This window comes from Microbacterium sp. (genome assembly GCF_052099035.1).
Classification (GTDB): domain Bacteria; phylum Actinomycetota; class Actinomycetes; order Actinomycetales; family Microbacteriaceae; genus Microbacterium.
Genome location: NZ_JBQDSX010000028.1, coordinates 19532 through 40910 on the forward strand (window position 1 = coordinate 19532; position 21379 = coordinate 40910).

At 67.2% G+C, this 21379-nt stretch carries 21 protein-coding genes and 1 pseudogene; 12 read left to right on the plus strand and 10 right to left on the minus strand.

Translation table 11 applies throughout. The features are described 5' to 3' along the window. Positions 1 to 2 precede the first annotated feature (2 nt). The gene (locus tag ACTIAO_RS10185) at positions 3 to 1304 is read right to left on the minus strand and encodes a hypothetical protein (RefSeq protein WP_441906155.1); all 1302 of its coding nucleotides are present in this window, start codon (positions 1302 to 1304) and stop codon (positions 3 to 5) included. Further along, complete coding sequence (locus ACTIAO_RS10190) at positions 1301 to 1564, minus strand: hypothetical protein (protein WP_441906156.1); 264 nt, start codon at positions 1562 to 1564, stop codon at positions 1301 to 1303. The genes ACTIAO_RS10185 and ACTIAO_RS10190 overlap by 4 nt, the downstream gene beginning before the upstream one ends. Before the next feature lie 106 nt (positions 1565 to 1670). Between ACTIAO_RS10190 and ACTIAO_RS10195 the strand changes: the two genes are divergently transcribed. Genes ACTIAO_RS10195 through ACTIAO_RS10205 form a run of 3 tightly spaced genes read left to right on the plus strand, consistent with a single transcriptional unit; the run spans position 1671 to position 4450 of the window. Next, a complete protein-coding gene (locus ACTIAO_RS10195) occupies positions 1671 to 2237 on the plus strand; it encodes a low molecular weight protein-tyrosine-phosphatase (protein ID WP_441906176.1) in 567 nt (188 codons plus the stop codon). Between the two features lie 23 nt (positions 2238 to 2260). Beyond that, a complete protein-coding gene (gene purB / locus ACTIAO_RS10200) occupies positions 2261 to 3643 on the plus strand; it encodes an adenylosuccinate lyase (protein ID WP_441906177.1) in 1383 nt (460 codons plus the stop codon). 45 nt (positions 3644 to 3688) lie between these two features. Then, positions 3689 to 4450 carry a patatin-like phospholipase family protein gene (locus tag ACTIAO_RS10205; RefSeq protein WP_441906157.1) on the plus strand — a complete coding sequence of 254 codons (762 nt, stop codon included), beginning with the start codon at positions 3689 to 3691 and terminating at the stop codon, positions 4448 to 4450. A 3-nt stretch (positions 4451 to 4453) separates the two neighbouring features. Here the strand turns inward: ACTIAO_RS10205 and ACTIAO_RS10210 are convergent, their stop codons facing one another. The 4 genes from ACTIAO_RS10210 to ACTIAO_RS10225 all read right to left on the minus strand — a co-directional run bounded on the left by ACTIAO_RS10210 (position 4454) and on the right by ACTIAO_RS10225 (position 7139). Further along, a complete protein-coding gene (locus tag ACTIAO_RS10210) occupies positions 4454 to 5107 on the minus strand; it encodes a YoaK family protein (protein ID WP_441906158.1) in 654 nt (217 codons plus the stop codon). A gap of 13 nt (positions 5108 to 5120) precedes the next feature. Next, positions 5121 to 5459 carry a hypothetical protein gene (locus ACTIAO_RS10215; protein ID WP_441906159.1) on the minus strand — a complete coding sequence of 113 codons (339 nt, stop codon included), beginning with the start codon at positions 5457 to 5459 and terminating at the stop codon, positions 5121 to 5123. Beyond that, positions 5456 to 6130, minus strand: a complete 675-nt coding sequence (locus ACTIAO_RS10220) for an acyl-CoA synthetase (RefSeq protein ID WP_441906160.1) — start codon at positions 6128 to 6130, stop codon at positions 5456 to 5458. Before ACTIAO_RS10220 ends, ACTIAO_RS10215 begins: the two co-directional genes overlap by 4 nt. Positions 6131 to 6317: 187 nt before the next feature. Then, positions 6318 to 7139, minus strand: coding sequence for a sulfurtransferase (locus ACTIAO_RS10225; protein WP_441906161.1), 822 nt, complete (start codon positions 7137 to 7139; stop codon positions 6318 to 6320). 75 nt (positions 7140 to 7214) lie between these two features. Between ACTIAO_RS10225 and ACTIAO_RS10230 the strand changes: the two genes are divergently transcribed. Then, entirely contained in the window at positions 7215 to 8798 is a 1584-nt protein-coding gene (locus tag ACTIAO_RS10230) for a molybdopterin-dependent oxidoreductase (protein ID WP_441906162.1), read from the plus strand. Between the two features lie 13 nt (positions 8799 to 8811). On the opposite strand, the gene ACTIAO_RS10235 is transcribed toward ACTIAO_RS10230, so the two are convergent. Continuing rightward, a complete protein-coding gene (locus ACTIAO_RS10235; RefSeq protein WP_441906163.1) occupies positions 8812 to 10236 on the minus strand; it encodes a cell division initiation protein in 1425 nt (474 codons plus the stop codon). A 137-nt stretch (positions 10237 to 10373) separates the two neighbouring features. Between ACTIAO_RS10235 and ACTIAO_RS10240 the strand changes: the two genes are divergently transcribed. The 4 genes and pseudogenes from ACTIAO_RS10240 to ACTIAO_RS10255 all read left to right on the plus strand — a co-directional run bounded on the left by ACTIAO_RS10240 (position 10374) and on the right by ACTIAO_RS10255 (position 13287). Then, a complete protein-coding gene (locus tag ACTIAO_RS10240; RefSeq protein ID WP_441906164.1) occupies positions 10374 to 10547 on the plus strand; it encodes a hypothetical protein in 174 nt (57 codons plus the stop codon). A 12-nt stretch (positions 10548 to 10559) separates the two neighbouring features. Beyond that, positions 10560 to 11789, plus strand: a pseudogene (locus tag ACTIAO_RS10245) (MFS transporter). Positions 11790 to 11868: 79 nt separating this feature from the next. Next, positions 11869 to 12840 carry an acetylxylan esterase gene (locus tag ACTIAO_RS10250; RefSeq protein WP_441906178.1) on the plus strand — a complete coding sequence of 324 codons (972 nt, stop codon included), beginning with the start codon at positions 11869 to 11871 and terminating at the stop codon, positions 12838 to 12840. A gap of 96 nt (positions 12841 to 12936) precedes the next feature. Continuing rightward, entirely contained in the window at positions 12937 to 13287 is a 351-nt protein-coding gene (locus tag ACTIAO_RS10255) for a helix-turn-helix domain-containing protein (RefSeq protein ID WP_441906165.1), read from the plus strand. Between the two features lie 8 nt (positions 13288 to 13295). On the opposite strand, the gene ACTIAO_RS10260 is transcribed toward ACTIAO_RS10255, so the two are convergent. The 3 genes from ACTIAO_RS10260 to ACTIAO_RS10270 all read right to left on the minus strand — a co-directional run bounded on the left by ACTIAO_RS10260 (position 13296) and on the right by ACTIAO_RS10270 (position 16391). Beyond that, the gene (locus tag ACTIAO_RS10260; protein ID WP_441906166.1) at positions 13296 to 13889 is read right to left on the minus strand and encodes a ClpP family protease; all 594 of its coding nucleotides are present in this window, start codon (positions 13887 to 13889) and stop codon (positions 13296 to 13298) included. Further along, on the minus strand, positions 13886 to 14509 hold the full coding sequence (locus ACTIAO_RS10265) for a ClpP family protease (protein WP_441906167.1): 624 nt from the start codon (positions 14507 to 14509) through the stop codon (positions 13886 to 13888). The genes ACTIAO_RS10260 and ACTIAO_RS10265 overlap by 4 nt, the downstream gene beginning before the upstream one ends. An 85-nt stretch (positions 14510 to 14594) precedes the next feature. After that, complete coding sequence (locus tag ACTIAO_RS10270) at positions 14595 to 16391, minus strand: hypothetical protein (RefSeq protein WP_441906168.1); 1797 nt, start codon at positions 16389 to 16391, stop codon at positions 14595 to 14597. Between the two features lie 196 nt (positions 16392 to 16587). On the opposite strand from ACTIAO_RS10270, the gene ACTIAO_RS10275 reads away from it, so the two are divergent. The 4 genes from ACTIAO_RS10275 to ACTIAO_RS10290 all read left to right on the plus strand — a co-directional run bounded on the left by ACTIAO_RS10275 (position 16588) and on the right by ACTIAO_RS10290 (position 21377). Further along, on the plus strand, positions 16588 to 17523 hold the full coding sequence (locus ACTIAO_RS10275) for a metal ABC transporter substrate-binding protein (protein ID WP_441906169.1): 936 nt from the start codon (positions 16588 to 16590) through the stop codon (positions 17521 to 17523). Beyond that, on the plus strand, positions 17520 to 18251 hold the full coding sequence (locus ACTIAO_RS10280) for a metal ABC transporter ATP-binding protein (RefSeq protein ID WP_441906170.1): 732 nt from the start codon (positions 17520 to 17522) through the stop codon (positions 18249 to 18251). The genes ACTIAO_RS10275 and ACTIAO_RS10280 overlap by 4 nt, the downstream gene beginning before the upstream one ends. Next, complete coding sequence (locus tag ACTIAO_RS10285; protein WP_441906171.1) at positions 18248 to 19141, plus strand: metal ABC transporter permease; 894 nt, start codon at positions 18248 to 18250, stop codon at positions 19139 to 19141. Before ACTIAO_RS10280 ends, ACTIAO_RS10285 begins: the two co-directional genes overlap by 4 nt. A gap of 325 nt (positions 19142 to 19466) precedes the next feature. Continuing rightward, positions 19467 to 21377, plus strand: a complete 1911-nt coding sequence (locus tag ACTIAO_RS10290) for a M3 family metallopeptidase (protein WP_441906172.1) — start codon at positions 19467 to 19469, stop codon at positions 21375 to 21377. Positions 21378 to 21379: the final 2 nt, after the last annotated feature.

The window sequence follows — 21379 nt, forward strand, 5'->3', positions numbered from 1 at the left end:
CTTCAGTCCCGCCGGGCGACGTACTCCGTCGACTCGATCGACACGGCGTCCGTGAGTTCCCTGGCCTTGTCGCGCCAGGCTTCCAATCGCACATCGTCTGATGCGTCGAGAAGCTCGGCCGTCTCCGTGTAGCTCTCCATCATGTGGGGATGCAGCCACACGTCGTGTATGTGCGGCTCCGGATCACCGACGCGTGTGACGACGAGGCTGTCCGCCGATCCTGTGCCCGCTGGCGGTCCGCCACCGGCGAGACTGTTGACCATGTCGTCGGTGTGCCGCAGCTCGATCAGCAACTGGTCGTCATCGAGTGTCGGTTGCACAGGACTTCCGGCCGTCACCTGGACCGTAACGTCGAACTCGCTCCCGGATGCCAGATACGCGGCGTTCATCGCGGCCTGCGAATGCGCATAGATCTGAACCTCATCACCCGCCTGCGCGCCTGCAGCCCGCAAGGCATCGACCGTTGCCACGTACGAAGCAGATTCCTGCCCGGTGTATAGCTCGAGATTCGACTTCATATCGAAGGGCTCGTTCCAATCGATGAGGCTCTTGGGCTGAGTCCCCTTCGAGTAGAGAACGAATCGATTCGATCCATCGGCCATCGCGTACTTTTCGACCTTGATCTGGGCGCCGGACTCACCGGGGAATCGTCGCAGCGCCTCGGCGATACTGTTCGGCGGTCCGATGGGAGCGGTCGTCCGCACCGGAGTCACCGAAACCGGATCACCGCGCCCGGAGAGTGCCGCGTACGGAGGAAGGCGCCCGACACCAGCGGCGCCCAATGCCGCCGCTCCCAGGAGCAGCCCCATGTTCGGCCCCGCCTCGGGCGTGACCCAGAAGGCGCCGAGGTCGAACTGCGCGTGCAGCCCCTCGGTGCGTCGCTTCTCCCACCCCGCCAGCAGCCACGTCTCCATCTCGACCACGCGAGGATCGGATGCCTCGAGCTCCGCGATCCGGTCGAGCAACGCGTTCGACGGCGGCCGCTCCTGGATGGCGAGCGCCGCGAGCTCAGCCCTGTGCTCGACGAGCTCGTAGACGTCGGCCATGAGCCGGGTGTTCTCCCCCGCCACCCGGCATTCCTCGTGAAGCGCATCGACGCGATCGACGCTCCCCCACAGCGCCACCGTGTCGACGCGCATCGATGCCATCGGCAGCGCGAGCAGGCATCCGTGCGCGCGGCGGATCGCGGATGCGGCATCCGCGAATCTCGGTGCGAGTACCGCCAGGGCATCGGCAACGCCGCGGAGGGCATCCGAATCGACCGCGATCGCACCGCCGTGCGTGATCTCGAGTTCGTCGCTCATGATGCCGCCATCGTCTCGATCTCCCAGAGGCGAGCGCTCAGCTCACCCACTTCGGATGCCGTGCGCGCTCTCATCTCGACGATGAGTTCATGCAGCGCCATGACTCCCTTCGCCTGCCATTCGCTGTCGGCGATGAGGGGCACCAGCGCCGTCCCGGCATCCTCGAGCACGGCAGCTGCTTCCCGCAGCGCGCGCTGTGCGCAGTACCAGGCCCACAGGGCATCGGAGGACCATCCGTCGGCGGCGATGACATTCAACATGCGCCCAGGATGCTCCGCCGTGAAGCCGCTGGAACACCGGAAATCCGCGAACCGTGCAAAGCTCGCCGCAAAGGCCTTCTGTGCAGAACAGGACCAGGGCGGCAGAATGGGACGCGTGTCACCCTCGGACCCCTTCCGCGTCATCTTCGTGTGCACGGGAAACATCTGCCGCTCGCCGATGGCGGAGGTGGTGTTCCGCGACCTCGCCGAGCACCAGGGACTGGGTCCTCTCATCGTCTCGACGAGCGCGGGTACGAGTGAATGGCACGTCGGAGAGCGCGCCGATGAGCGCACGATCGACGCGCTCGATCGACGGGGGTACGACGGCTCCCAGCATCGTGCGAAACCGTTCACCGCGGCATCCTTCGCCGACAACGATCTCGTCGTCGCCCTGGACCGCTCGCACGAGCGCATCCTCCGGCAGTGGTCACGCGACGAGGATCAGGAGGGCAAGATCATCCTCCTTCTCACCTATGACCGAAATGCGGACGTTCTCGATGTCCCCGACCCCTATTACGCTGACACCGGGACGTTCGATTCCGTGCTCGCTATGATTGAGACCGCGACCCGAGGCCTGTTCCGTCAGCTCGAACCCGCGCTGCGCAGCAGGCGCATGATGCCTCGCGCTCAGCACCGCACGCTGCCCCAGAACCCCACGCTGCCCCCGATCTGAGGGGCCCGATCAGGAGGATTCCCCTGACTTCCCCGAATTCCTTCCCCGTCCAGCCGCTGAGCCCCCTCGACGGACGCTACCGTCCGGCCGTCGCACCGCTGGGCGACTACCTCTCCGAGGCGGGACTGAACCGCGCCCGCGTCGAGGTCGAGATCGAGTGGCTCATCGCGCTGACTGATCGGTCGTTGTTCGAGACCTCGCCACTGGCGGATACTGACAAGGAACGACTGCGCGGCCTGTACCGTGACTTCGGCCAGGCCGAGATCGACTGGCTCGCCGAGAAGGAAGCCGTCACCCGCCACGATGTGAAGGCCGTCGAGTACCTCGTGCGCGATCGGTTGTCATCGCTCGGTCTGGACGCCATCGCCGAACTCACGCACTTCGCGGCCACGAGCGAGGACATCAACTCCGTCTCGTACGCGCTGACTGTCAAGCGCGCCGTCGAGAACGTCTGGCTGCCGGCCCTGGATGGCGTCGTCGCCAAGCTGCGCGCGCTGGCCGTCGAGCATGCGGATGCCGCGATGCTCTCCCGCACGCACGGACAGCCCGCGACCCCCTCGACGATGGGCAAGGAGCTCGCGGTCTTCGCGTGGCGTCTGGAGCGCGTGCGCGCTCAGATCGCAGCATCCGACTATCTGGCGAAGTTCTCCGGTGCCACCGGCACCTGGTCTGCGCACCTCGCCGCCGACCCCGACGCCGATTGGCCGACGATCGCCCGCGAATACGTCGAGGGCCTCGGGCTCGGCTTCAACATCCTGACCACGCAGATCGAGTCGCACGACTGGCAGGTCGAGCTCTACGACCGCGTGCGTCATGCCGGCGGCATCCTGCACAACCTCGCCACCGACATCTGGACCTACATCTCGATCGGGTACTTCACGCAGATCCCGGTCGCGGGTGCGACCGGCTCTTCGACGATGCCGCACAAGATCAACCCGATCCGGTTCGAGAACGCCGAGGCGAACCTCGAGATCACCGGTGGGCTGCTCGGCACTCTCAGCCAGACACTGGTGACCTCGCGCATGCAGCGCGACCTCACCGATTCGACCACGCAGCGCAACATCGGGGTCGCATTCGGCCACTCGCTGCTCGCGCTGGACAACCTGCGCCGCGGCCTGAACGAGATCTCGCTGGCGCGTGGGGTACTGCTCGATGACCTCGACCACAACTGGGAGGTCCTCGCCGAGGCCATCCAGACCGTCATCCGTGCCGAGGTCGTCGCAGGCCGATCGAGCATCAGCGACCCGTACGCCCTGCTGAAGGAACTCACTCGCGGCCACCGCGTTGGTGCCGCGGAACTTGCTGAGTTCGTCGAGGGGCTCGAAATCGGGGATGCCGCCAAGCAGCGTCTGCTCGCCCTCACGCCCGCGACCTACACGGGCATCGCGGAGCGCCTCGCGAAGTAGTTTCAGCGGCGAGCGCGCTCTCGCTGCCAGTGGTACGGTCGCCACGTGCACACAGATACGCCGTCGAACGGTGATGACACACGACTCGCTGTCACGCTGAGCGGTGGCGGTGCCTTCGGCGCGGCCCACGTCGGCGTGCTCCAGGTGCTCGAAGAGCGCGGCATCCGCCCGGGCATCGTGACCGGGACGAGTTCCGGTGCGTTGGTCGGATCGGCGTACGCGGCGGGCCTGGATGGTGCCGCCATCGAGCAGATCGCACGCCGCTTCCGCTGGAGCAGAATCGCGAAGTGGACGATGCGTCCGCGCTGGGGGCTGCTGGACACGACGGTAGTCACCAACGCCATCCACGGGCTCCTCGGCGAGGATCCCCTCATCGAGGACCTCCCGCGGAAATTCGGCGCTGTCGCAACGGACCTTCGCACTCGGCGGACCGTCACGCTCGATACGGGACCGCTGAGCACCGCGCTCCGAGCGACGATCGCGGTGCCCGGGCTCCTCCCCCCGGTCCGTGTGCATGGCCGGCTGCTCGCCGACGGCGGCATGATCGACAACGTGCCGTACACGGCAGCGCGAGAGCTCGGAGCGGAACGCGTCATCGTCGTGCATCTGCATGCGAAGTGGGAGAACGTGCGCATGATGCGCACCATCACGCAGACGGCCGACCTCGCCCGCGACCCGAACGTCGTGCTGATCCAGCCGGAGATGGAGCGGATGGCTCAGTGGACGATGCGGGACGTGGGCCGTCTCATCGAGGAAGGACGCCGAGCCGCGAACGTCGCGCTCGATGCTGCCGAGGCCGTCCGATAACGATCATTGATCGGCGGGCACCCGCCGGTGCGGCAGCACGCATGCCACCACGGCGATCCCGGCAGCGATCCACAGCGATGCGGTGTCGAGTCCGTGAAAGGCGAGACCGCCCAGTGCTGCACCGACGGCGAAGACCGACCAGAATCCGAATGTCTTCAGCCAGGCCCACGGATGCGCTGTCCCGATGCCCGCCACCAACTGGTGCGCTGCCTTCACCACGGTGCCGGTGACGTAGGTCAGTCCGACCTTCACATCGGTGTTCGAGGCCAGTGCCGAACTCATCAGGCCGCCGATGACCGCGATCAGCATCACGCCCATCTGCGGTGATGCGGTGTTGGCCACGATCGCGGCCACGAGGGCCAGAACGGCGATCAGGACCATCACACCGCGATGGCCTCCGGAACCTGCCCATCGCGCAATCGATGCGCCGACGACGCATCCGATGAAGAACAGGATGATCAGGGTGACCGACAGAGCGGCCAGGCTCCAGTGACCGGTGGCCACCGCGTATCCCAGGATCGTCGAGTTCCCCGACATGAACGCGACGAAGTTGCCCTTCAGGACGATGAACGCAATGGCGTCGACGAAGCCGGCCAGACCCAACATCCAGACACCGAGAAGCACGTCTGATGACGCACGGGTAGTCGCCTCTGTCATTGGACGGCCTTCATCACGCAGAGGCGTCGTTCGCCGGCCCGTCGTCGGGCTCGTCGTACAGCACCGGACGCTCGACCGTCTCCTGCTCGTACTCGCGCGGGTCGACGGCGAGGATCAGGATCGACATGATCAGCAGCGTCACGATGAATGCGCCGCCGCCGACGACGAGCCCCAGTACGACCGGCGTCAAACCGGTGTACGTGCCGGCGGCGATCGCCGAGGTGACACGGGAAGTGAACGCGCCGGTCGAGACGAGAGTCACGATGGCAGCGAACAGGCCCGTCCCCAGGGCGATGCCGAGCAGGTGCAGCGGACGCAGCAGCTCCCGGCGGGTGGTGTTCTTCTCGCTCACGCAGCGCCTCCCGATTCAACAGATCCGCGATCAGAGACGGTGGTCTCTGCGCTCTCCGGCGAACCATCCTGAGCGGATGCGGCACCGGAGGATGCCGGGCGGTTCGGGGAGAAGCCGGCGATCGCGAGAAAGACTGCGACGATCGCCGTGTAGCCACCGAACATGCCGACGCCGAGGATGATTCCGGTGAGCGTGCCCGCCGTACCTTCTACCGAGTACGACAGCGCATAGTTCGCCGGGATGAACAGCAGCACGATCGCGAGCAAAAGCCCCAGAGCACCGATCGTGATGGCATCCTTGGCCGTCGGATCGGTGCGGCGAGCGCGGAGCCCCGCGATCAGTTCGACCAGGCCCGATGCCGCAGCCCAGATGATCACGGCGAGGAAGAACGCCCCGTCTGTGCGCCAGGTGGGGACGCCGCTGGAGATCGCAGCGAGCAGGTCGATGATGGCGAGCAGGATGAACGGCCAGCGGTTGCCCGCGGATGCGACGATCCATGCGGCGACGATCAGGAGGAAGCCGCTCGCAGCGACGAACCCGCCGAAGACGGCGAAGCCGACAGCCGCGGAGTGGTCCGGCGAGAACGTGATCATGAGTGCGGATGCTGCCGCGAAGAGCGCGCGCAACAGCTGAACGTGGCGCACGGTGAACGTGCGAGCAGGGGCAGACATGACAGTTCCTCGGTCTTCCGGGGTGGTCTCTCCAGTCTACGCGCGCCCGGGGGACCCGGTCACCGGCGCATCCCGGCCGCGGCCTGCCGGTCCGAATCCCAGACGATCCCCTCGTGTGGCGGCGTGTCGCCAGGTAGGCACGCCGTGCGAGGTACGGAGCGTCTGGGATTCGGCGCGCTCTCCGCGGCTACTCCCCTGTGGCCACCGGGCGCCCCGGAGTGTTCGACCACTGGCTCCATGAGCCGTGGAACAGCTTCGCGTCGATCCCAGCCTCGGCGAGCGCGAGCGCGGTGTGCGCGGCGGTGAGTCCCGACCCGCAGTACGCCGCGACCGGGGTGCCTTCTGCGATTCCCGCGCCTGCGAAGGTGTCGCGCAGCGCGTCCGGTGCAAGAAGTGCGCCGTCGGCGGCGAAGTGCAGAACGGTCGGCAGATTCACCGCACCCGGGATGTGGCCGGCGATCGGGTCCAGCGGCTCGACCTCGCCGCGGAACCGCTCCGGAGCGCGCACGTCGAGCAGCACACCGGATGCCGGGAACGCCGCCGCCTCGTCGATCGTGAGGCTGTCCCCCGAGACATCCGCGAGTTCCACCGCACCCGGTTCCGGTGTCACCTCGCCGGTTTCGACAGCTCCGCCCGCGGCCTGCCACGCGCTCCATCCGCCATCGAGTACCCGCACATCGATGCCGCCGTGTCGCAGCAACCACCACGCCCGCGCAGCGGCGAGACCTCGGTAGTCGTCGTACACGACGACGACATCGCCCTCGTTCAGCCCCCACCGCCGTGCGGCGGTCTGCACCGTGGCAGTGTCGGGCAGCGGGTGCCGCCCGTCTTCCGGCAGGCCATGCGTCGACAGCTCCGTCTCGAGGTCGACGTACACCGCGCCGGGAATGTGCCCCGCGAGATAGTCGTCGTGGCCGTCGGGTTTCTCCAGGCGGAAGCGCACGTCGAGGATGCGCGCCCCAGCATCCGACAGACTCGACAGCTCAGCGGGACTCACCAGATTCGACATGCGTCCAGGGTACGACTCGAGCGGGTCCGCGCGAACCCTGGGAACGGCCCAAGCTTGCGTACCTATCATTGCGACGTGCGCGCGAAGATCGAGCGAAGGTGGGCGGCTCTCACGGGTCTCGTCAGCGCGGGCGCCGGCCTCGCGATCGCGGAAGCCACCGCAGTGCTCATCGCCGCGCAGAGCAGTCCCGTCCTGGCGATCGGATCGCTGACGATCGATCTCGCGCCTCCCGGGGTCAAGGATGCCGTCATCGCGCTGTTCGGCACCGGCGACAAGGTGTTCTTCGTCGCACTGCTGCTCGCCGTGCTCGCCGTCGTCGCGGCGACGGCGGGGCTCATCGAGCGATACCGCCCGCCCTGGGGCGTGATGATCTTCATCGCTCTCGGCGTCGTCGCCGGCGTGGCCGTGACGACCCGATCGCAATCTACCTGGATGTGGGCCGCGCCAACGGTCATCGGGATGCTCGGGGCAAGCCTGCTGCTGCGTGCATCGATTCGTCGCCTTCGCGACTGGACATCCCCTGCCGCACACGACGACGCGGAACGCGACGATGCGGAACGCGACGATGCGGACAGAGCGGATGCCGCGCCCACCCGTCGCCGCTTCCTCGCCCTCCTGCTCGGAGCCGCGGCTGCGGCTGTCGTCGTCGGCGTCGGGGCGCGGGTTGCGAATGCGGCGAGCCTCGCAGCCGACGCCGTGCGAGCAGCGATATCGCTTCCGAAGCCTTCCCGTGCCGCGGCGCCGATTCCCGCGGCATCCACGCTCGATATCGAAGGAATCTCGCCGCTGATCACGCCGAATGACCAGTTCTACCGCATCGACACCGCGCTGCAAGTACCCGCCGTCGACCCGGCGAACTGGCGGCTGCGCGTGACCGGAATGGTCGAGAACGAGATCGAGATCTCCTTCGACGAGCTGCTCGCGCTGCCACTCATCGAGACCGTCGTCACCCTCGCCTGCGTGTCGAACGAGGTGGGTGGTGACCTCATCGGCAACGCCGTGTGGCTCGGTTATCCGATCCGCGAGCTGCTCGCCAGGGCGAAGCCCCAGGAGGGTGCCGACATGGTGCTCTCACGCAGCATCGACGGTTTCACAGCGAGCACACCGCTGGAGATCCTGCTCGACGAGAACCGCGACAGCATCCTCGCCGTCGGGATGAACGGCGATCCGCTGCCCGCCGTGCACGGCTTCCCGGTGCGGATGGTCGTTCCGGGCCTCTACGGATACGTCTCGGCCACCAAGTGGGTCACCGAGCTGCGGGTCACCCGATTCGATCAGGACCGGGCCTATTGGACCGATCGCGGATGGTCCGAGAAGGGCCCGATCAAGATCGGGTCACGCATCGATGTGCCCGGAGTCAGGTCGAACGTGACCAGTGGAACCGTCGCTGTCGCCGGCGTGGCATGGGCTCAGCACACCGGAATCGCGAGTGTGGAGGTTCGCGTGGACGGAGGCTCCTGGGAGCCCGCCCGGCTCGCGACCCCGATCTCATCCGACACGTGGGTGCAGTGGGTCTATGAGTGGGATGCCGCGGCCGGCCAACACGAGCTCGAAGTCCGTGCGACCGATCAGGCCGGACAGACCCAGAGCGGCACGCCGGTCCCTGTGGTTCCGGACGGCGCTGAAGGCTGGGACACCGTCACGGTCACCGTGACCTGAGGGCACGCACAGATCAGTCCTGGTCGTCGTCGTCCTCGTCGTCAGCTTCGTTCTCGACCTCTTCGTCAGTCTCGTTCTCAACCTCTTCGTCGAGCTCGTCGACCTCGGCCTCGGCCTCGTCCTCATCTTCATCCGCGTCAGCACCGGCGATAACACCTTCTGGACGGATCAGCTCGCGCACCTCGGCCATGAAGCTGTTCAGCTGCTGCTGCTGCCAGCGCAGCTGGCGGGTGCGGTCCTCGGCGTCACGCAGCACCTCGGTGGTGTGGCCGGTGACCGTGGACACGATCTTCTGCGCCTTCTGGCGCGCGCGGTCGAGGGTCTCTCGTGCGCGCACATGCGCGTCGGCCTCGATCGCCTGCGACTGCGAGCGCATGAGCCGCTCGTAGTCGTCGGCCTTCGCCGAGATCCGCTTCGAGTGCTCGAGAGATGACGCGACCTGCTCGTTCGCATCGGTGGTGATGCGCTCTGCGTGGGCGACCGCCTGATTGTGCAGCAGCAGGAACTCCTGCTGGGCGTCGTCCTGACGGCGGGTCAGGGTCTCTTCGAATTCGAGGACGCGTGCATTCATCTCGCGGACTTCGCGCTCAGCATCCGCTCGCTGCTGGGTCGTCTCGCGGGTGACCATCGAGCGCAGCGCTGCTGCGCCCTTCTCGGCCTCGGTGCGGATCGTCGCCGCCTCCTGCTCGGCCTGGTTGACCTTCTCGGACGCGTGCGCGGCTTCGCGTTGGATGCGGGCCTCGTGAGCGGTGTACTCGGTGTCAATGCGCAGGCGCACCTGGTCGGCGTCGTGCTGGGCCTGCGTGGTGACGCGGTCGACCTCGGCCGCGAGCTCGGCGCGGCGGCCGTCAGCCTCTTCGCGTGCCGCCTCGAGCAGCCGCTCGGCCTGCACGGCCGCGTTCTGGATGAGGACGGATGCCTGCTCCTCAGCGACACGGAGAACCGCTTCGAACTGCAGGCGTGAGCCCGCGGCATCGTCCTCGTCGCGCGGCGCATCGACGAGTTCGTTCGACAGCGCGGTGACCTGCTGCTCAGCCTCTTCGACCTGCGCACGGGCGGCTGCGAGATCGGCCTCGAGCGCGGTGATGCGCTCTTCGTCTGCGGCACGGGCCTCTGCCAGCTTCTCGTCCTGCTGCTTCTCGATCTCAGCGATGCGCGCTTCGCTCTCGGCGACCCGCTCGTCGCTCTCCGAGCGCGCGGATTCGAGCTCCTCGCGCACCGACTCGACATCGCGGCTCACACCGGAGCGCGCATCCGAGAGCTCGGCCTCCGCGCGTTGCACCTGCATGCGCAGGCCTGCGACCGCAGCATCCACCTCGCCGCGGTCGTACCCGCGGAAGCCGACGGTGAAGCTGTCCTGCTCGCGGGACTGACCCTGAGCGAGCTGGTCGAAGAAGTCAGACCCCTGCTCGGTGCGGTTCTCGGATGGTTCGTTCACAGGGAACACCTTTCTGGTGCAAGCCGGGGGATGCTTCCCAGCCTAATCGCGTGTGCGCAAGAGGCCAGCCCCTGGTCGGGAACCTCTGACGGGAGGATGCATGAGCCGACTCTTCCCCTAGACTCCCCCCAAGCCACGTGTCCGGAGGATGTCTCACGACTCGCACGCCCGCATCGACGAAGACCCGCAACACGAGCCCCTACACGGTGATGCTCGTGTGCGGGCTGCCGTTCCTGATGGTGACGCTCGACGGCACGATCGTGAACGTCGCACTGCCCTCGATCGCCAAGGATCTGGGTGCCACGCTGTAGTCGCTGCAGTGGATCGTCAGTGCCTACATCCTCGTGATCGCCAGCATCGTCGTCATGGCGGGAATGCTCGCCGACCGATTCGGACGGCGGCGGATCCTCCTCATCGGCATCGTCATCTTCACTGTCGGATCGATACTCTGCAGCACCGCGGTGAACGAGGAGATGCTCATCGCGATGCGCGCCTTCCAGGCCATCGGGGCGGCGATGATCTCACCGTCGACGATGTCGATCGTGACGAACGTGTTCACCGGACCCAAGCGCGCGACGGACCTCGGCTGGTGGTCGGTGTTCGGGAGCGTGGGTCTCGCCATCGGACCTCTCATCGGCGGGCTGCTCGTGCAGTCATTCGGATAACGGTCGATCTTCTGGGTCAACGTCATACCGGGCATCGCGGCGATCATTCTGCTGCTCATCTTCGTTCGCAACTCCCACACCAAAGAGCCCAAGCCGTTCGATCCGATCGGCCAGATCCTTCTCATCACCTTCCTCGTTCCCCTCGTCTTCGTCGTGATCGAGGCGTCGAAGCTCGGCTGGACCTCCCCTGTCCTGCTCGGCGCGGCCGTCATCTCCGTGCTGAGCCTGATCGGGCTCATCCTCTACGAACGGCCCAAGCCCGAGGCCCTCATCCCGTTGGATCTGTTCCGCAACCGCGCCTTCACCACGGCGATCCTCAGCCTCATGAGCGGCGTCCTCGCCGCGGGGGCGACCATGTTCACGGCGAGCCTCTTCCTGCAGAACTATCGCGGCCTGACCCCGCTCGAGGCCGGCCTGTTCATGATGCCGATGGCTCTCGCATCGATGATCGCAGCTCTCGTCGCAGCACGGCTCGTTGCGAAGGGCAGCGCGCGTGCTGTGCTCTTGTTCGCCGGTGCGACCATCGCTCTGGCCGGTCTCGGCTTCTGGATCACCGCCGACGGAATCGTATGGTTCATGCTCATCGCGTTCTTCGTGATGGGAATCGGCTTCAGTGCGCTGAACGACCCGGTCAACGTCACGGCGATCTCGCAGCTGCCCGATGAGAAAGCAGGTCTCGCAGCCAGCCTCATCTCGATGAGCCGCCAGTTTGGACAGGTGCTCGGCGTTGCGATCGCCGGCGCCCTGATCGGCACGGGGCTCGGGGCAGATATGAAGTCCGGGTTCGAGCATGCAGCGGTTCCGGTATGGATTCTGCTCATCATCGCCGGCGCTGTGATCTTCCTCCTTAGCGCGTTCGTGCGCACGCCGCGGTCGCCTCAGCGGTAACCGGTCCCGTCCGTCGCGACAGGAGCGCACCCGCGGCATGGATAAACTGCGTGTCGACCCCCGAGTGAAGGACCCCGCAATGCCGCGCTTCGACCTGCCCGTAGAAGAACTGCGCAGCTACCGCCCCGAGGTGGCCGAGCCCGCAGACTTCGATGATTTCTGGGAACAGACGCTCTCCGAATCCCGCGCGCTCGCGCAGCCCATCGAGCTGCGCCGAATCGATTCGCCGCTGCAGTCGGTCGAGGTCTACGACGTCACCTTCAGCGGATTCGGCGGTGATCCGGTCGGTGGATGGCTGCTTCTCCCGGCGGACGCCGATGAGCAGCTGCCGGCGGTGATCGAATACATCGGCTACGGCGGCGGGCGCGGTCTGCCGCATGAGCGTCTCGGATGGGCGGTCGCCGGATACGCCTACTTCCTCATGGATACCCGCGGCCAGGGCAGCGGCTGGGGCACCGGTGGCACCACACCCGACCCGCACGGCAGCGGCCCTGCCGTCCCCGGGTACATGACCCGCGGAATCGACGACCCGCACGATTACTACTACCGACGGGTCTTCACCGACGCCGTACTCGCGATCGATGCGATCCGGTCGCTGGACCGCATCGACTCCGCCCGCGTCGCCATCTGTGGCGGTAGTCAGGGCGGCGGCATCGCCATCGCCGCCGCGGGCCTTGCCACCGGTCTTGCCGCCGCAATGCCCGAGGTTCCGTTCCTGTGCAACTTCGAACGTGCAGTGGGTATGACCGGCCGCGACCCGTACCAGGAGATCGTGCGATACCTGGCCGTTCATCGGGATGCCGCGGCAGGAGTGTTCGAGACCCTGTCGTACTTCGACGGAGTGAACTTCGCCCAGCGTGCCACCGCACCCGCGCTGTTCTCCGTGGCCCTGCTCGACCCGGTGTGTCCGCCGTCGACCGTGTATGCGGCGCACAACCACTGGGGCGGCTCAGCACAGATCGTCGACTACCCCTTCAACGAGCACGAGGGCGGTCAGGGGCTGCACTGGGAGAAGCAGGTCGCGTTCCTCGCCGAGCAGCTCGCCGGCTGAACTCGCCCGTCGCAGACCTGTTCTGCTCTGTGCGGAGCTGTTCTGCTCTGAGCAGAACACCTCCCGTGTGCGACGATCCCGGCGTTACCGTGAACCATGGCCGACATCCTCGCGTTCCCTCGCCCCTCGAAGTTACCGCAGCCCGCGAAGCCTCTGCAGCCGGAGCCGCTCTGGCGCCATCTGCTCGGCGATCAGTTGCGACGGCTGCGCCATGAGCACGAAGAGACCCTCGGCGAGACCGCGGCGAAGGCCGGTGTCTCACCGCAGTACCTCTCCGAGGTCGAGCGCGGACTCAAGGAGCCGTCCAGCGAGATGATCGCCGCGATCGCAGGCGCCTTGGAAACCTCGCTCATCGATCTCACCAGCACCGTGGCTGATGAGCTGCGGGCGGCCTCGGCGCCGGCATCCGCTGTCGTCTCAACCGGGCGGTTTGCCCTCGCCGCCTGAGCACGGCGTCACACCGTTCGCTCCCCCAGCACGGTATCGATCAGTCCGTACTCGAGAGCGGCGGATGCCGTGAACACCCGATCCCGGTCGGTGTCGGCGCGCAGCGCCTCGACAGTGCCACCGGTGTGACGGGCGAGCACTGCTTCCATGTCGGATCTCACCCGCACTACCTCATCCGCCGCGAGGATCAGGTCCGGGATCGCTCCGCGCGACTGACCGGCGGGCTGATGCAGCACGATGCGCGCGTGCTCGAGGGCCGCCCGCTGCCCGGGCGCACCGGCTGCGGCCAGGAGCGCCGCCGGACCGATCGCCTGCCCGACCACGGTGGTCGCGACGGCCGGGCGGATGTGCTGCATGGTGTCGTAGATCGCGAGAGCTGCGCCGGGATCGCCGCCCTCGCTGTTGATGTAGAACTGGATGCCGGTGTCGGGACTGTCGGCGTCGAGGTGCAGCAGCTGCGCGATCAGCGCGTTCACAACGCCCGCGTCGATGCCGGTGCCGAGGTAGATGACGCGCTCAGCGAGCAGATGCGAGTAGACATCCATGACGCGCTCACCACGTGGATGCTGCGCGATGACGTTCGGGATCGTGTAACTGCTCATGACTGCTCCCCTTCGCTTCCGAGTCCGACGTGTGCCCTGCGTCGGGGCGAGATCTGCGCGATGGAGTCGACGATCTCGTCGATGAAGCCGTACTCCTGGGCCTGCGCCGCGGTGTACCAGCGGTCGTGCAGCGAGTCCTCGAAGATGCGTTGCGGCTGCTGGCCGGTGTCGTCAGCGATGAGTCCGAGGACGGTATCGCGCATGTGCCGGAGGTCATCGGCCTGCGTCTCGAGCTCGCCGGCCGAGCCGCCGATACCGGAGGATCCCTGATGCATGAGGATGCGGGCGTGCGGCAGGGCGCGGCGCTTGCCCTTCGTTCCGGCCGAGAGCAGGAACTGTCCGGCACTGGCGGCGACTCCGAGTGCGAGCGTTGCGACGTCGTTGGGGATCAGCTTGATGATGTCGCGGATCGCGAGCATCGCCGGAACGGAGCCGCCCGGCGAGTGGATCCACAGGGCGATGTCGGCGGTGGGATCCTCTGCGGACAGCGACAGCAGCTGCGTCATCAGCAGCGTGCCGTTGTCATCGTCGAGGCCACCGTCGAGCACGAGCACGCGATCGTGGAACAGTGCGCGACGGGCTTCGGGGCCGAACTGCGGGATGGGAGATTCTTCGCTCATGACTCCACCCTGAGCGCCGGGAGGATCCCCGCGGCGCGAATCCGCTCACAGCCGCTCTGCCGTGAGCGGATTCGCCCGCGTCCGCCTACGCGATCGCGAGAGTGCGCCGGTAGCTGACCCGGTGGCCGACCCAGAATCCGATCGCGATCAGACCGATGAGCACCACACCGAGCATCCAGGGCAGCATCGACGGTGCAGCTCCTGCGGTCGCCGTCGCGAGCGTTCCGGAACCGTCGGCGATCTGACCATTGCCGTCGGCGAGGGAGGCGGCGCCGGTCTCGAGCAGTCCGGTGCCATCAGCGATCTCGGTCGAACCGGCGGCGACAGCCGTCGCGCCCTCGGACAGCGTGCCGATTCCGGTGTTGAGGTCCGTAGCGCCCTTCTGCAGCGTCGAGGTGCCCTCGGCGAGTGACGCGGCGCCCTCGTTGAGGCTTCCGGCGCCCGAGCTCAGTCGTGCCGCGCCCTCGTGTAGCGAGGTGGCGCCCTCCGACAGCGCCGCCAGGCCACCCGTCAAACGCCCAGCTCCCGCTGCGAGATCGGACGTTCCCGACTTCAGCGGCTGCAGACCCGTGGCGAGCTGCTGCGCACCGGAGGCGACCTGCGAGGTGCCGGCCTTCAGTGGCTGCAGTCCGGTTGCGAGCTGCTGCGCACCGGAGGAAAGCTGCGCGGTGCCCGCCTTCAGCGGCTGCAGGCCTGTGACGAGCTGCTGCGCACCGGCCGAGAGTTGCGCGGTGCCCTCCTCCAGTGCTGTCGCTCCCTGCACCAGCGCCGGAGCACCACGTTCGGCGTCGACCAGTGCCACGGTGCCGGGCCACTCGGCGCCGTTGCCGTTGATGAGTGCGTTCGCTCCGGCGGCAAGCCCCTGCGCTCCCGCCGCGGCATCGATCGTGCCCTGCGCGAGCAGCGGTGCGGCGGCTGCAGCACCGGCGATGCCGTCGACCTGTGCATCGACGCCGGCGGCGAGGGCTGCGAGCTGCTGCAGCTGCGCGTCCTCGGGGTGTGCGGCGGCGAAAGCCGCCAGCCCATCCGCGAGGTTCTGCGAGTTCACGGGAACATCGGCCGCAGCGCCCGCGATCGCGTCCTTGTTAGCGGCGAGTCCCTCAAGCTGCGGTGTCACGGCACCGGAGAGACGGGCACTGAGCTGGTCCGCTCCTGCCAGCACCTGACCGGCGACGTTATGAGCTCCGGCGACACCGGCGGCAAGACTGCTGACGCCACCGAGGAGCTGCTTCGCTCCGGCATCCACGCCCTGCGCACCGCCGGACAGCTTCTGTGCGCCCTCGATCGCGGTCTGCGCACCAGCATCCACCTGCTGCGCACCGCCGGAAAGCGACTGCGCACCGTTGACGGCGGTCTGCGCGCCAGCATCCACCTGCTGCGCACCACTGGACAGCGCCTGCGCGCCGCCGACGGCGGTCTGCGCGCCAGCATCCGCCTTCTGCAGACCGGCTGCGAGATCCTGCGCACCGGTCAGAGCAGACTGCGCGCCGCTGTCGAGTCGGCCAGCGCCGTCCTGAGCGCTCACGGCGCCCGTGGCGAGCGTGTCGGCGCCGGCGGCGAGTGCGGCGGCGCCCGTGGCGGCGCTCAGCGCACCGGCGGACAGCTTCTGCGACCCGGCGTGGGCGCTCTCCGCGCCGTCAGCGAGATCTTCGGTACCGGCGGCGAGCGTGCCCGCGCCGGCCGAAAGCTCCTGCGCACCGGCAGCGAGGTCACTCGAGCCCTCGTGCGCGGTCACGGTTCCATCGGAGAGCTCCGCGGCACCCGCGGCGATCTTTCCGGTGGTCACGAAGAAGAGGACGACCATCGCCGCGAGCAGCACGGCAAGGATGGTGACGGTGATGCGCAGGCCGTTTCCGTGCGCGTGAGGCGTAGAACTCGTCATTGAGACTCCAGGGGTCAGTGGCGTCGTTGCCAGTGGCGATCGTAAGCGCGGGATCGCCGAAACGCCGCGGCTTTGCCCGAGGGAACTAAGTTTCATGAGCACTGACACTTGGTTTCTTGTACTGCACCCACAAACGCCTCTGCGGAACACGTGCGGCGGGATTGTTTTCGGCTCGCCTAAAAGATAGGTTTTCGGTGTGCCTAAAAATCTTCGAGGTGTGCTTGCACTGACCGCGATCAGCGCCGTCGTGCTCGCGGGCTGCGCCGGTCCCGATCTCGGCACACAAGACGACCGTCTGGTAGTCCTCACGACCTTCACCGTCCTCGCCGATATCGCGCAAAATGTCGCCGGCGACCACCTGCGCGTGGAGTCGATCACCAAGCCCGGTGCCGAGATCCACGGTTACGAGCCGACACCCGGAGATGTGCGCCAAGCCGCCGAGGCGTCACTCATCCTCGATAACGGACTGAACCTCGAGGCCTGGTTCGCGCAGTTCGTCGACTCCGTGCACGTCCCGCACGTCGTGGTCTCGGACGGCATCGACGTCATGGATGTCACCGCCGACGCCTACGCCGGCAAGCCCAACCCGCACGCGTGGATGAGTCCGATGAACGTGCAGCAGTACGCCCAGAACATGGCGGCGGCATTCGCTGAACTCGATCCGGCGCACGCCGAGGATTTCGCAACGAACGCCGAGGCGTACTCGCGTGAGCTGCAGCAGGTGCGGGACGACCTCGTCGCCTCCCTGTCGGAGATCCCCGAGAACGAGCGGGCGCTCGTGACGTGCGAGGGCGCGTTCTCGTACCTCGCCCGGGATGCCGGACTCACCGAGGCGTACATCTGGCCGGTCAACGCCGAGCAGCAGGCGACGCCGCGACAGATCGCCGCCACGATCGAGTTCGTGAAGGCGAACGATGTGCCCGCGGTGTTCTGCGAGTCGACGGTGTCCGATCGCGCCATGCAGCAGGTCGTTGAAGCATCCGGCGCCGACTTCGGCGGCATCCTGTACGTCGACTCGCTGTCGATGCCCGACGGGCCCGTTCCGACGTACCTCGATCTGATCCGGCACGACGCGGACGTCATCATCACGGGTCTCACCGGACGAGCGGATGCCGAGGGGTACGCCTCATGAGCGCCATCTCGGTTTCCGCGGTCACGGTGCGATATGCAGACGTCCTCGCGCTCGACGACGTCTCCGTGACCGTCGAGCCCGGTCTGGTCACCGGGCTCATCGGCATGAACGGTTCGGGAAAGTCGACGCTGTTCAAGACGATCCTGGGGCTGGTGCACCCGGCATCCGGATCTGTGACGATCGACGGCGGCGATCCGGCATCCGCTCGCCGGCGCGGTCGCATCGGATACGTGCCGCAGAGCGAGGACGTCGACTGGGCGTTCCCCGTCTCGGTGCGCGACGTCGTGATGATGGGGCGATACGGACGGCAGGGATTCCTGCGGCGAGCGCGGCCGGCAGATCGGGATGCCGTCGACGAGGCACTCGAACGCGTCGAGCTCACCGACCTCGCCGACCGGCAGATCGGCGCACTCTCCGGCGGGCAGCGCAAGCGCGCCTTCGTCGCCCGAGGAATCGCCCAGGGTGTGGGCTCCGGTGCCGGCATCCTGCTACTCGATGAACCGTTCGCGGGGGTCGACAAGCGCAGCGAGGCGACGATCGTGCGGCTGCTGCGCGAGCTCGCGGCATCCGGAAGCACGGTACTCGTCTCGACCCACGACCTGCACGCGCTGCCATCGCTCGCCGACGAGGCCGTGCTGCTGCTGCGCCGAGTGCTGTTCCACGGGTCGGTTGCCGAGGCGCTCGAGCCCGCGCAGCTCGCCCGCGCGTTCGGGTTGGAGTCGTCATGATCTGGGACTGGATTCTCGAACCTCTCCAGTACGACTTCATGGTGCGGGCCCTCGTGACGACGGTGATCGCGGCGGTCGTATGCGCACTGCTGTCGTGCTGGCTGGTGCTGGTGGGCTGGTCACTGATGGGAGATGCCGTCTCGCACGCGGTGCTGCCCGGCGTCGTGCTCGCGTACGTGTTCGGGGCGCCGTTCGCGCTCGGGGCGCTGGTATTCGGGTTCCTCGCAGTCGGGCTGATCGGGCTGATCCGCGGGACGAGCAGGGTGAAGGAGGATGCTGCGATCGGCATCGTCTTCTCGACGCTGTTCGCGCTCGGGCTCGTGATGATCTCGGTGACGCCGAGCCAGACGGACCTCAACCACATCATCTTCGGGAACATCCTCGGTGTCTCGAACGGGGACCTTGTACAGATCTGCGTCCTCGCAGCCGTCGCGTTCACGGTGCTCGTCGTGAAGCGGCGCGACCTGACGCTCTACGCCTTCGACCCCACGCACGCGTTCGCGATCGGGCTGTCGCCGCGGTTCCTCGGGGCGCTGCTGCTGGGCGTGCTCGCCCTGACCGCGGTGGTCGCCCTGCAGGTCGTCGGCGTCGTGCTGGTGGTTGCGATGCTGATCATCCCGGGAGCCACGGCGTATCTGCTCACCGACCGATTCGGGCGGATGCTGGTGATCGCCCCGGTCCTGTCTGCTCTGTGCAGCGTCGTGGGAATCTACCTGAGCTACTGGGTGGATGCGGCATCCGGCGGGCTGGTGGTCGTCGTGCAGGGGTGCGTGTTCGCGCTCGTGTACCTGTTCGCCCCGCGCCAGGGCGTGATCGGGAAGCGCCTGCGGCGGCGGTCTGCCCGCATAACTCCGGAGAAACTGTCCGATTCCGGCTCCGGTCGACGCTGATTCCGGGGATTTCGCAAAAAGCTCCGGAGTTATGCGGGACGTTGAGTGGGGGAACGTCGTATGCCGGTCGTTGAGCGGGGGCGCACTTCGGATGCGGGACGTTGAGCGCAGAAGCCACTTCGTATGCCGGTCGTTGAGCGGGGGGCCACTTCGGATGCAAGGCCCTCCGCCGGAAGCCCACTTCATATGCGGGTCGCTGAGCGCAGAAGCCACTTCGTATGCCGGTCGTTGAGCGCAGGAGCGCAGCGACGGAGCCGAAACGGGCTGAGCGAGCCGCAGGCGAGTCGAAGCCTCTGCCCAAGCCACCCCAACGTACGCTGATTCGATGCCTCTCGAACCTCTCTCCTTTCCCGCATCCGACTGGGCGGCCTTCGTCGCCGAACGCGCGGACTCTTCCCTCGCCCAGGCCCGCGACGTCGTCGCACAGCTGAAGGACGGCACCTCCCGCACCGCGCTCGAGACGCTCGAGCTGTGGAACACCGGCGAGACCGCGGTGATGAACGCCGCGAGCATGACCGAGCTGCTCTCTGAGGTTCACCCCGATGCCGCGGTCCGCGAACTCGCGGAGGACCGGATGCAGAACGCCGCATCCTTCGTCACCGAGCGCGATCAGGACCAGGATCTCTACGCAGTGTTCGCTGCTCTCGATCCCGCTGGCCTGGATGCCGATCCCGCACGACTCCTCGATCGCACCCTGCGCGACTTCCGCCGCGGCGGAGTCGACCAGGACGATGCGACCCGCGCCCGACTCTCCGAGATCGCGGCCCGCATCACCGTGATCGAGCAGGACTTCTCGCGCAACGTGCGGGATGATGTGCGCAGCATCCGCATCTCTCCTGAGCGCCTCGATGGACTGCCCGGCGATTTCCGCGAAGCCCACCCCGCCGGCCCCGACGGGCTCGTCGAGATCACGACGGATTATCCGGACGTGCGCCCGTTCCGCACGTTCGCGCACGACCACGAGGCACGCCGCGATATTTCCCGGCTGTTCAATCAGCGCGGCTGGCCCGCCAATGATGCGCTGCTGCATGAGCTGTTCGCGCTGCGGCACGAGCAGGCGACCACGCTCGGCTACGACTCGTGGCCCGATTACGACGCCGAGGTGAAGATGATCGGCACCGGCTCCGCGATCGCCGAGTTCGTCGACCGCATCACTGAGCTGAGCACCAGCGCGGCCCAGGCCGATGTCGATGCTCTCCACGCTCGCGCGCAACAGGATGACCCGACGCTGACCGAGATCACCACCGCAGACTCGGACTACTACGGCGAGCTCATCCGGCGCGAGAAGTACGACGTCGATGCGCAGCGCGTGCGCCGTTACTTCGACTTCTCCCGGGTGCGTGACGGCGTGATGTCTGTGACGGCTCGCCTGTTCGGCATCGAGTACCAGCCCGTCGAAGCCACGGCCTGGGCGGATGACGTCACCAGCTACGACGTGCTGCGCGACGGCGAGCGCATCGGCCGCATCCATCTCGATCTGCATCCGCGCGAGGGCAAGTACAAGCACGCCGCGCAGTTCGACCTGGTGCGCGGGGTGCAGGGGGCACAGCTTCCCGAGGGCGTGCTGGTGTGCAACTTCTCGCGTGGGCTCATGGACCACGACCAGGTCGAGACGTTCTTCCACGAGTTCGGTCACCTGCTGCATCACGTGTTCGGCGGCGACCAGCACTGGGCGCGCTTCTCGGGCGTCGCCACCGAGTGGGATTTCGTCGAAGCCCCCTCGCAGATGCTCGAGGAGTGGACCTGGGATGCCGATGTGCTGCGCACCTTCGCCGTCGACGAGAACGGTGATCCGATTCCTGCGGACCTCGTCGATCGAATGATCCGTGCCGAGGCATTCGGGCGCGGTCGCTGGGTGCGCACGCAGATGTTCTACGCCGCGGTCTCGTACTATCTCCACCGCGAGCGACCAGACGATCACGATGCCGCGATCGCAGAGCTCGCCGCACGCTACTCGGTGATCACGCCGCTCTCCGACACGCACATGCAGGCCGGATTCGGACACCTCACCGGTTACAGCTCGGCGTATTACACGTACATGTGGAGTCTGGTTATCGCGAAGGACATGTTCAGCGCGTTCGATTCCGCTGACCTGTTCGCACCCGATGTCGCCCGTCGCTATCGCGAAGAGGTCCTCGCGCGCGGCGGATCAGCGGATGCTGCGGACCTCGTCGCAGCGTTCCTCGGACGGGAGTACTCGTTCGACGCGTTCGGAGAGTGGCTCGCCGGGGCCTGAGC

What these genes read in the sequence shown, in the direction of transcription:
- ACTIAO_RS10260 (WP_441906166.1), bottom strand. Translation starts at nt 13,889, where the DNA reads ATGAGCAGTTACACGATCCCGAACGTCATCGCGCAGCATCCACGTGGT.
- ACTIAO_RS10285 (WP_441906171.1), top strand. Translation starts at nt 18,248, where the DNA reads ATGATCTGGGACTGGATTCTCGAACCTCTCCAGTACGACTTCATGGTG.
- ACTIAO_RS10195 (WP_441906176.1), top strand. Translation starts at nt 1,671, where the DNA reads ATGGGACGCGTGTCACCCTCGGACCCCTTCCGCGTCATCTTCGTGTGC.
- ACTIAO_RS10190 (WP_441906156.1), bottom strand. Translation starts at nt 1,564, where the DNA reads ATGTTGAATGTCATCGCCGCCGACGGATGGTCCTCCGATGCCCTGTGG.
- ACTIAO_RS10250 (WP_441906178.1), top strand. Translation starts at nt 11,869, where the DNA reads ATGCCGCGCTTCGACCTGCCCGTAGAAGAACTGCGCAGCTACCGCCCC.
- ACTIAO_RS10280 (WP_441906170.1), top strand. Translation starts at nt 17,520, where the DNA reads ATGAGCGCCATCTCGGTTTCCGCGGTCACGGTGCGATATGCAGACGTC.
- ACTIAO_RS10265 (WP_441906167.1), bottom strand. Translation starts at nt 14,509, where the DNA reads ATGAGCGAAGAATCTCCCATCCCGCAGTTCGGCCCCGAAGCCCGTCGC.
- ACTIAO_RS10225 (WP_441906161.1), bottom strand. Translation starts at nt 7,139, where the DNA reads ATGTCGAATCTGGTGAGTCCCGCTGAGCTGTCGAGTCTGTCGGATGCT.
- ACTIAO_RS10255 (WP_441906165.1), top strand. Translation starts at nt 12,937, where the DNA reads ATGGCCGACATCCTCGCGTTCCCTCGCCCCTCGAAGTTACCGCAGCCC.
- ACTIAO_RS10185 (WP_441906155.1), bottom strand. Translation starts at nt 1,304, where the DNA reads ATGAGCGACGAACTCGAGATCACGCACGGCGGTGCGATCGCGGTCGAT.
- ACTIAO_RS10210 (WP_441906158.1), bottom strand. Translation starts at nt 5,107, where the DNA reads ATGACAGAGGCGACTACCCGTGCGTCATCAGACGTGCTTCTCGGTGTC.
- ACTIAO_RS10220 (WP_441906160.1), bottom strand. Translation starts at nt 6,130, where the DNA reads ATGTCTGCCCCTGCTCGCACGTTCACCGTGCGCCACGTTCAGCTGTTG.
- ACTIAO_RS10270 (WP_441906168.1), bottom strand. Translation starts at nt 16,391, where the DNA reads ATGACGAGTTCTACGCCTCACGCGCACGGAAACGGCCTGCGCATCACC.
- ACTIAO_RS10290 (WP_441906172.1), top strand. Translation starts at nt 19,467, where the DNA reads ATGCCTCTCGAACCTCTCTCCTTTCCCGCATCCGACTGGGCGGCCTTC.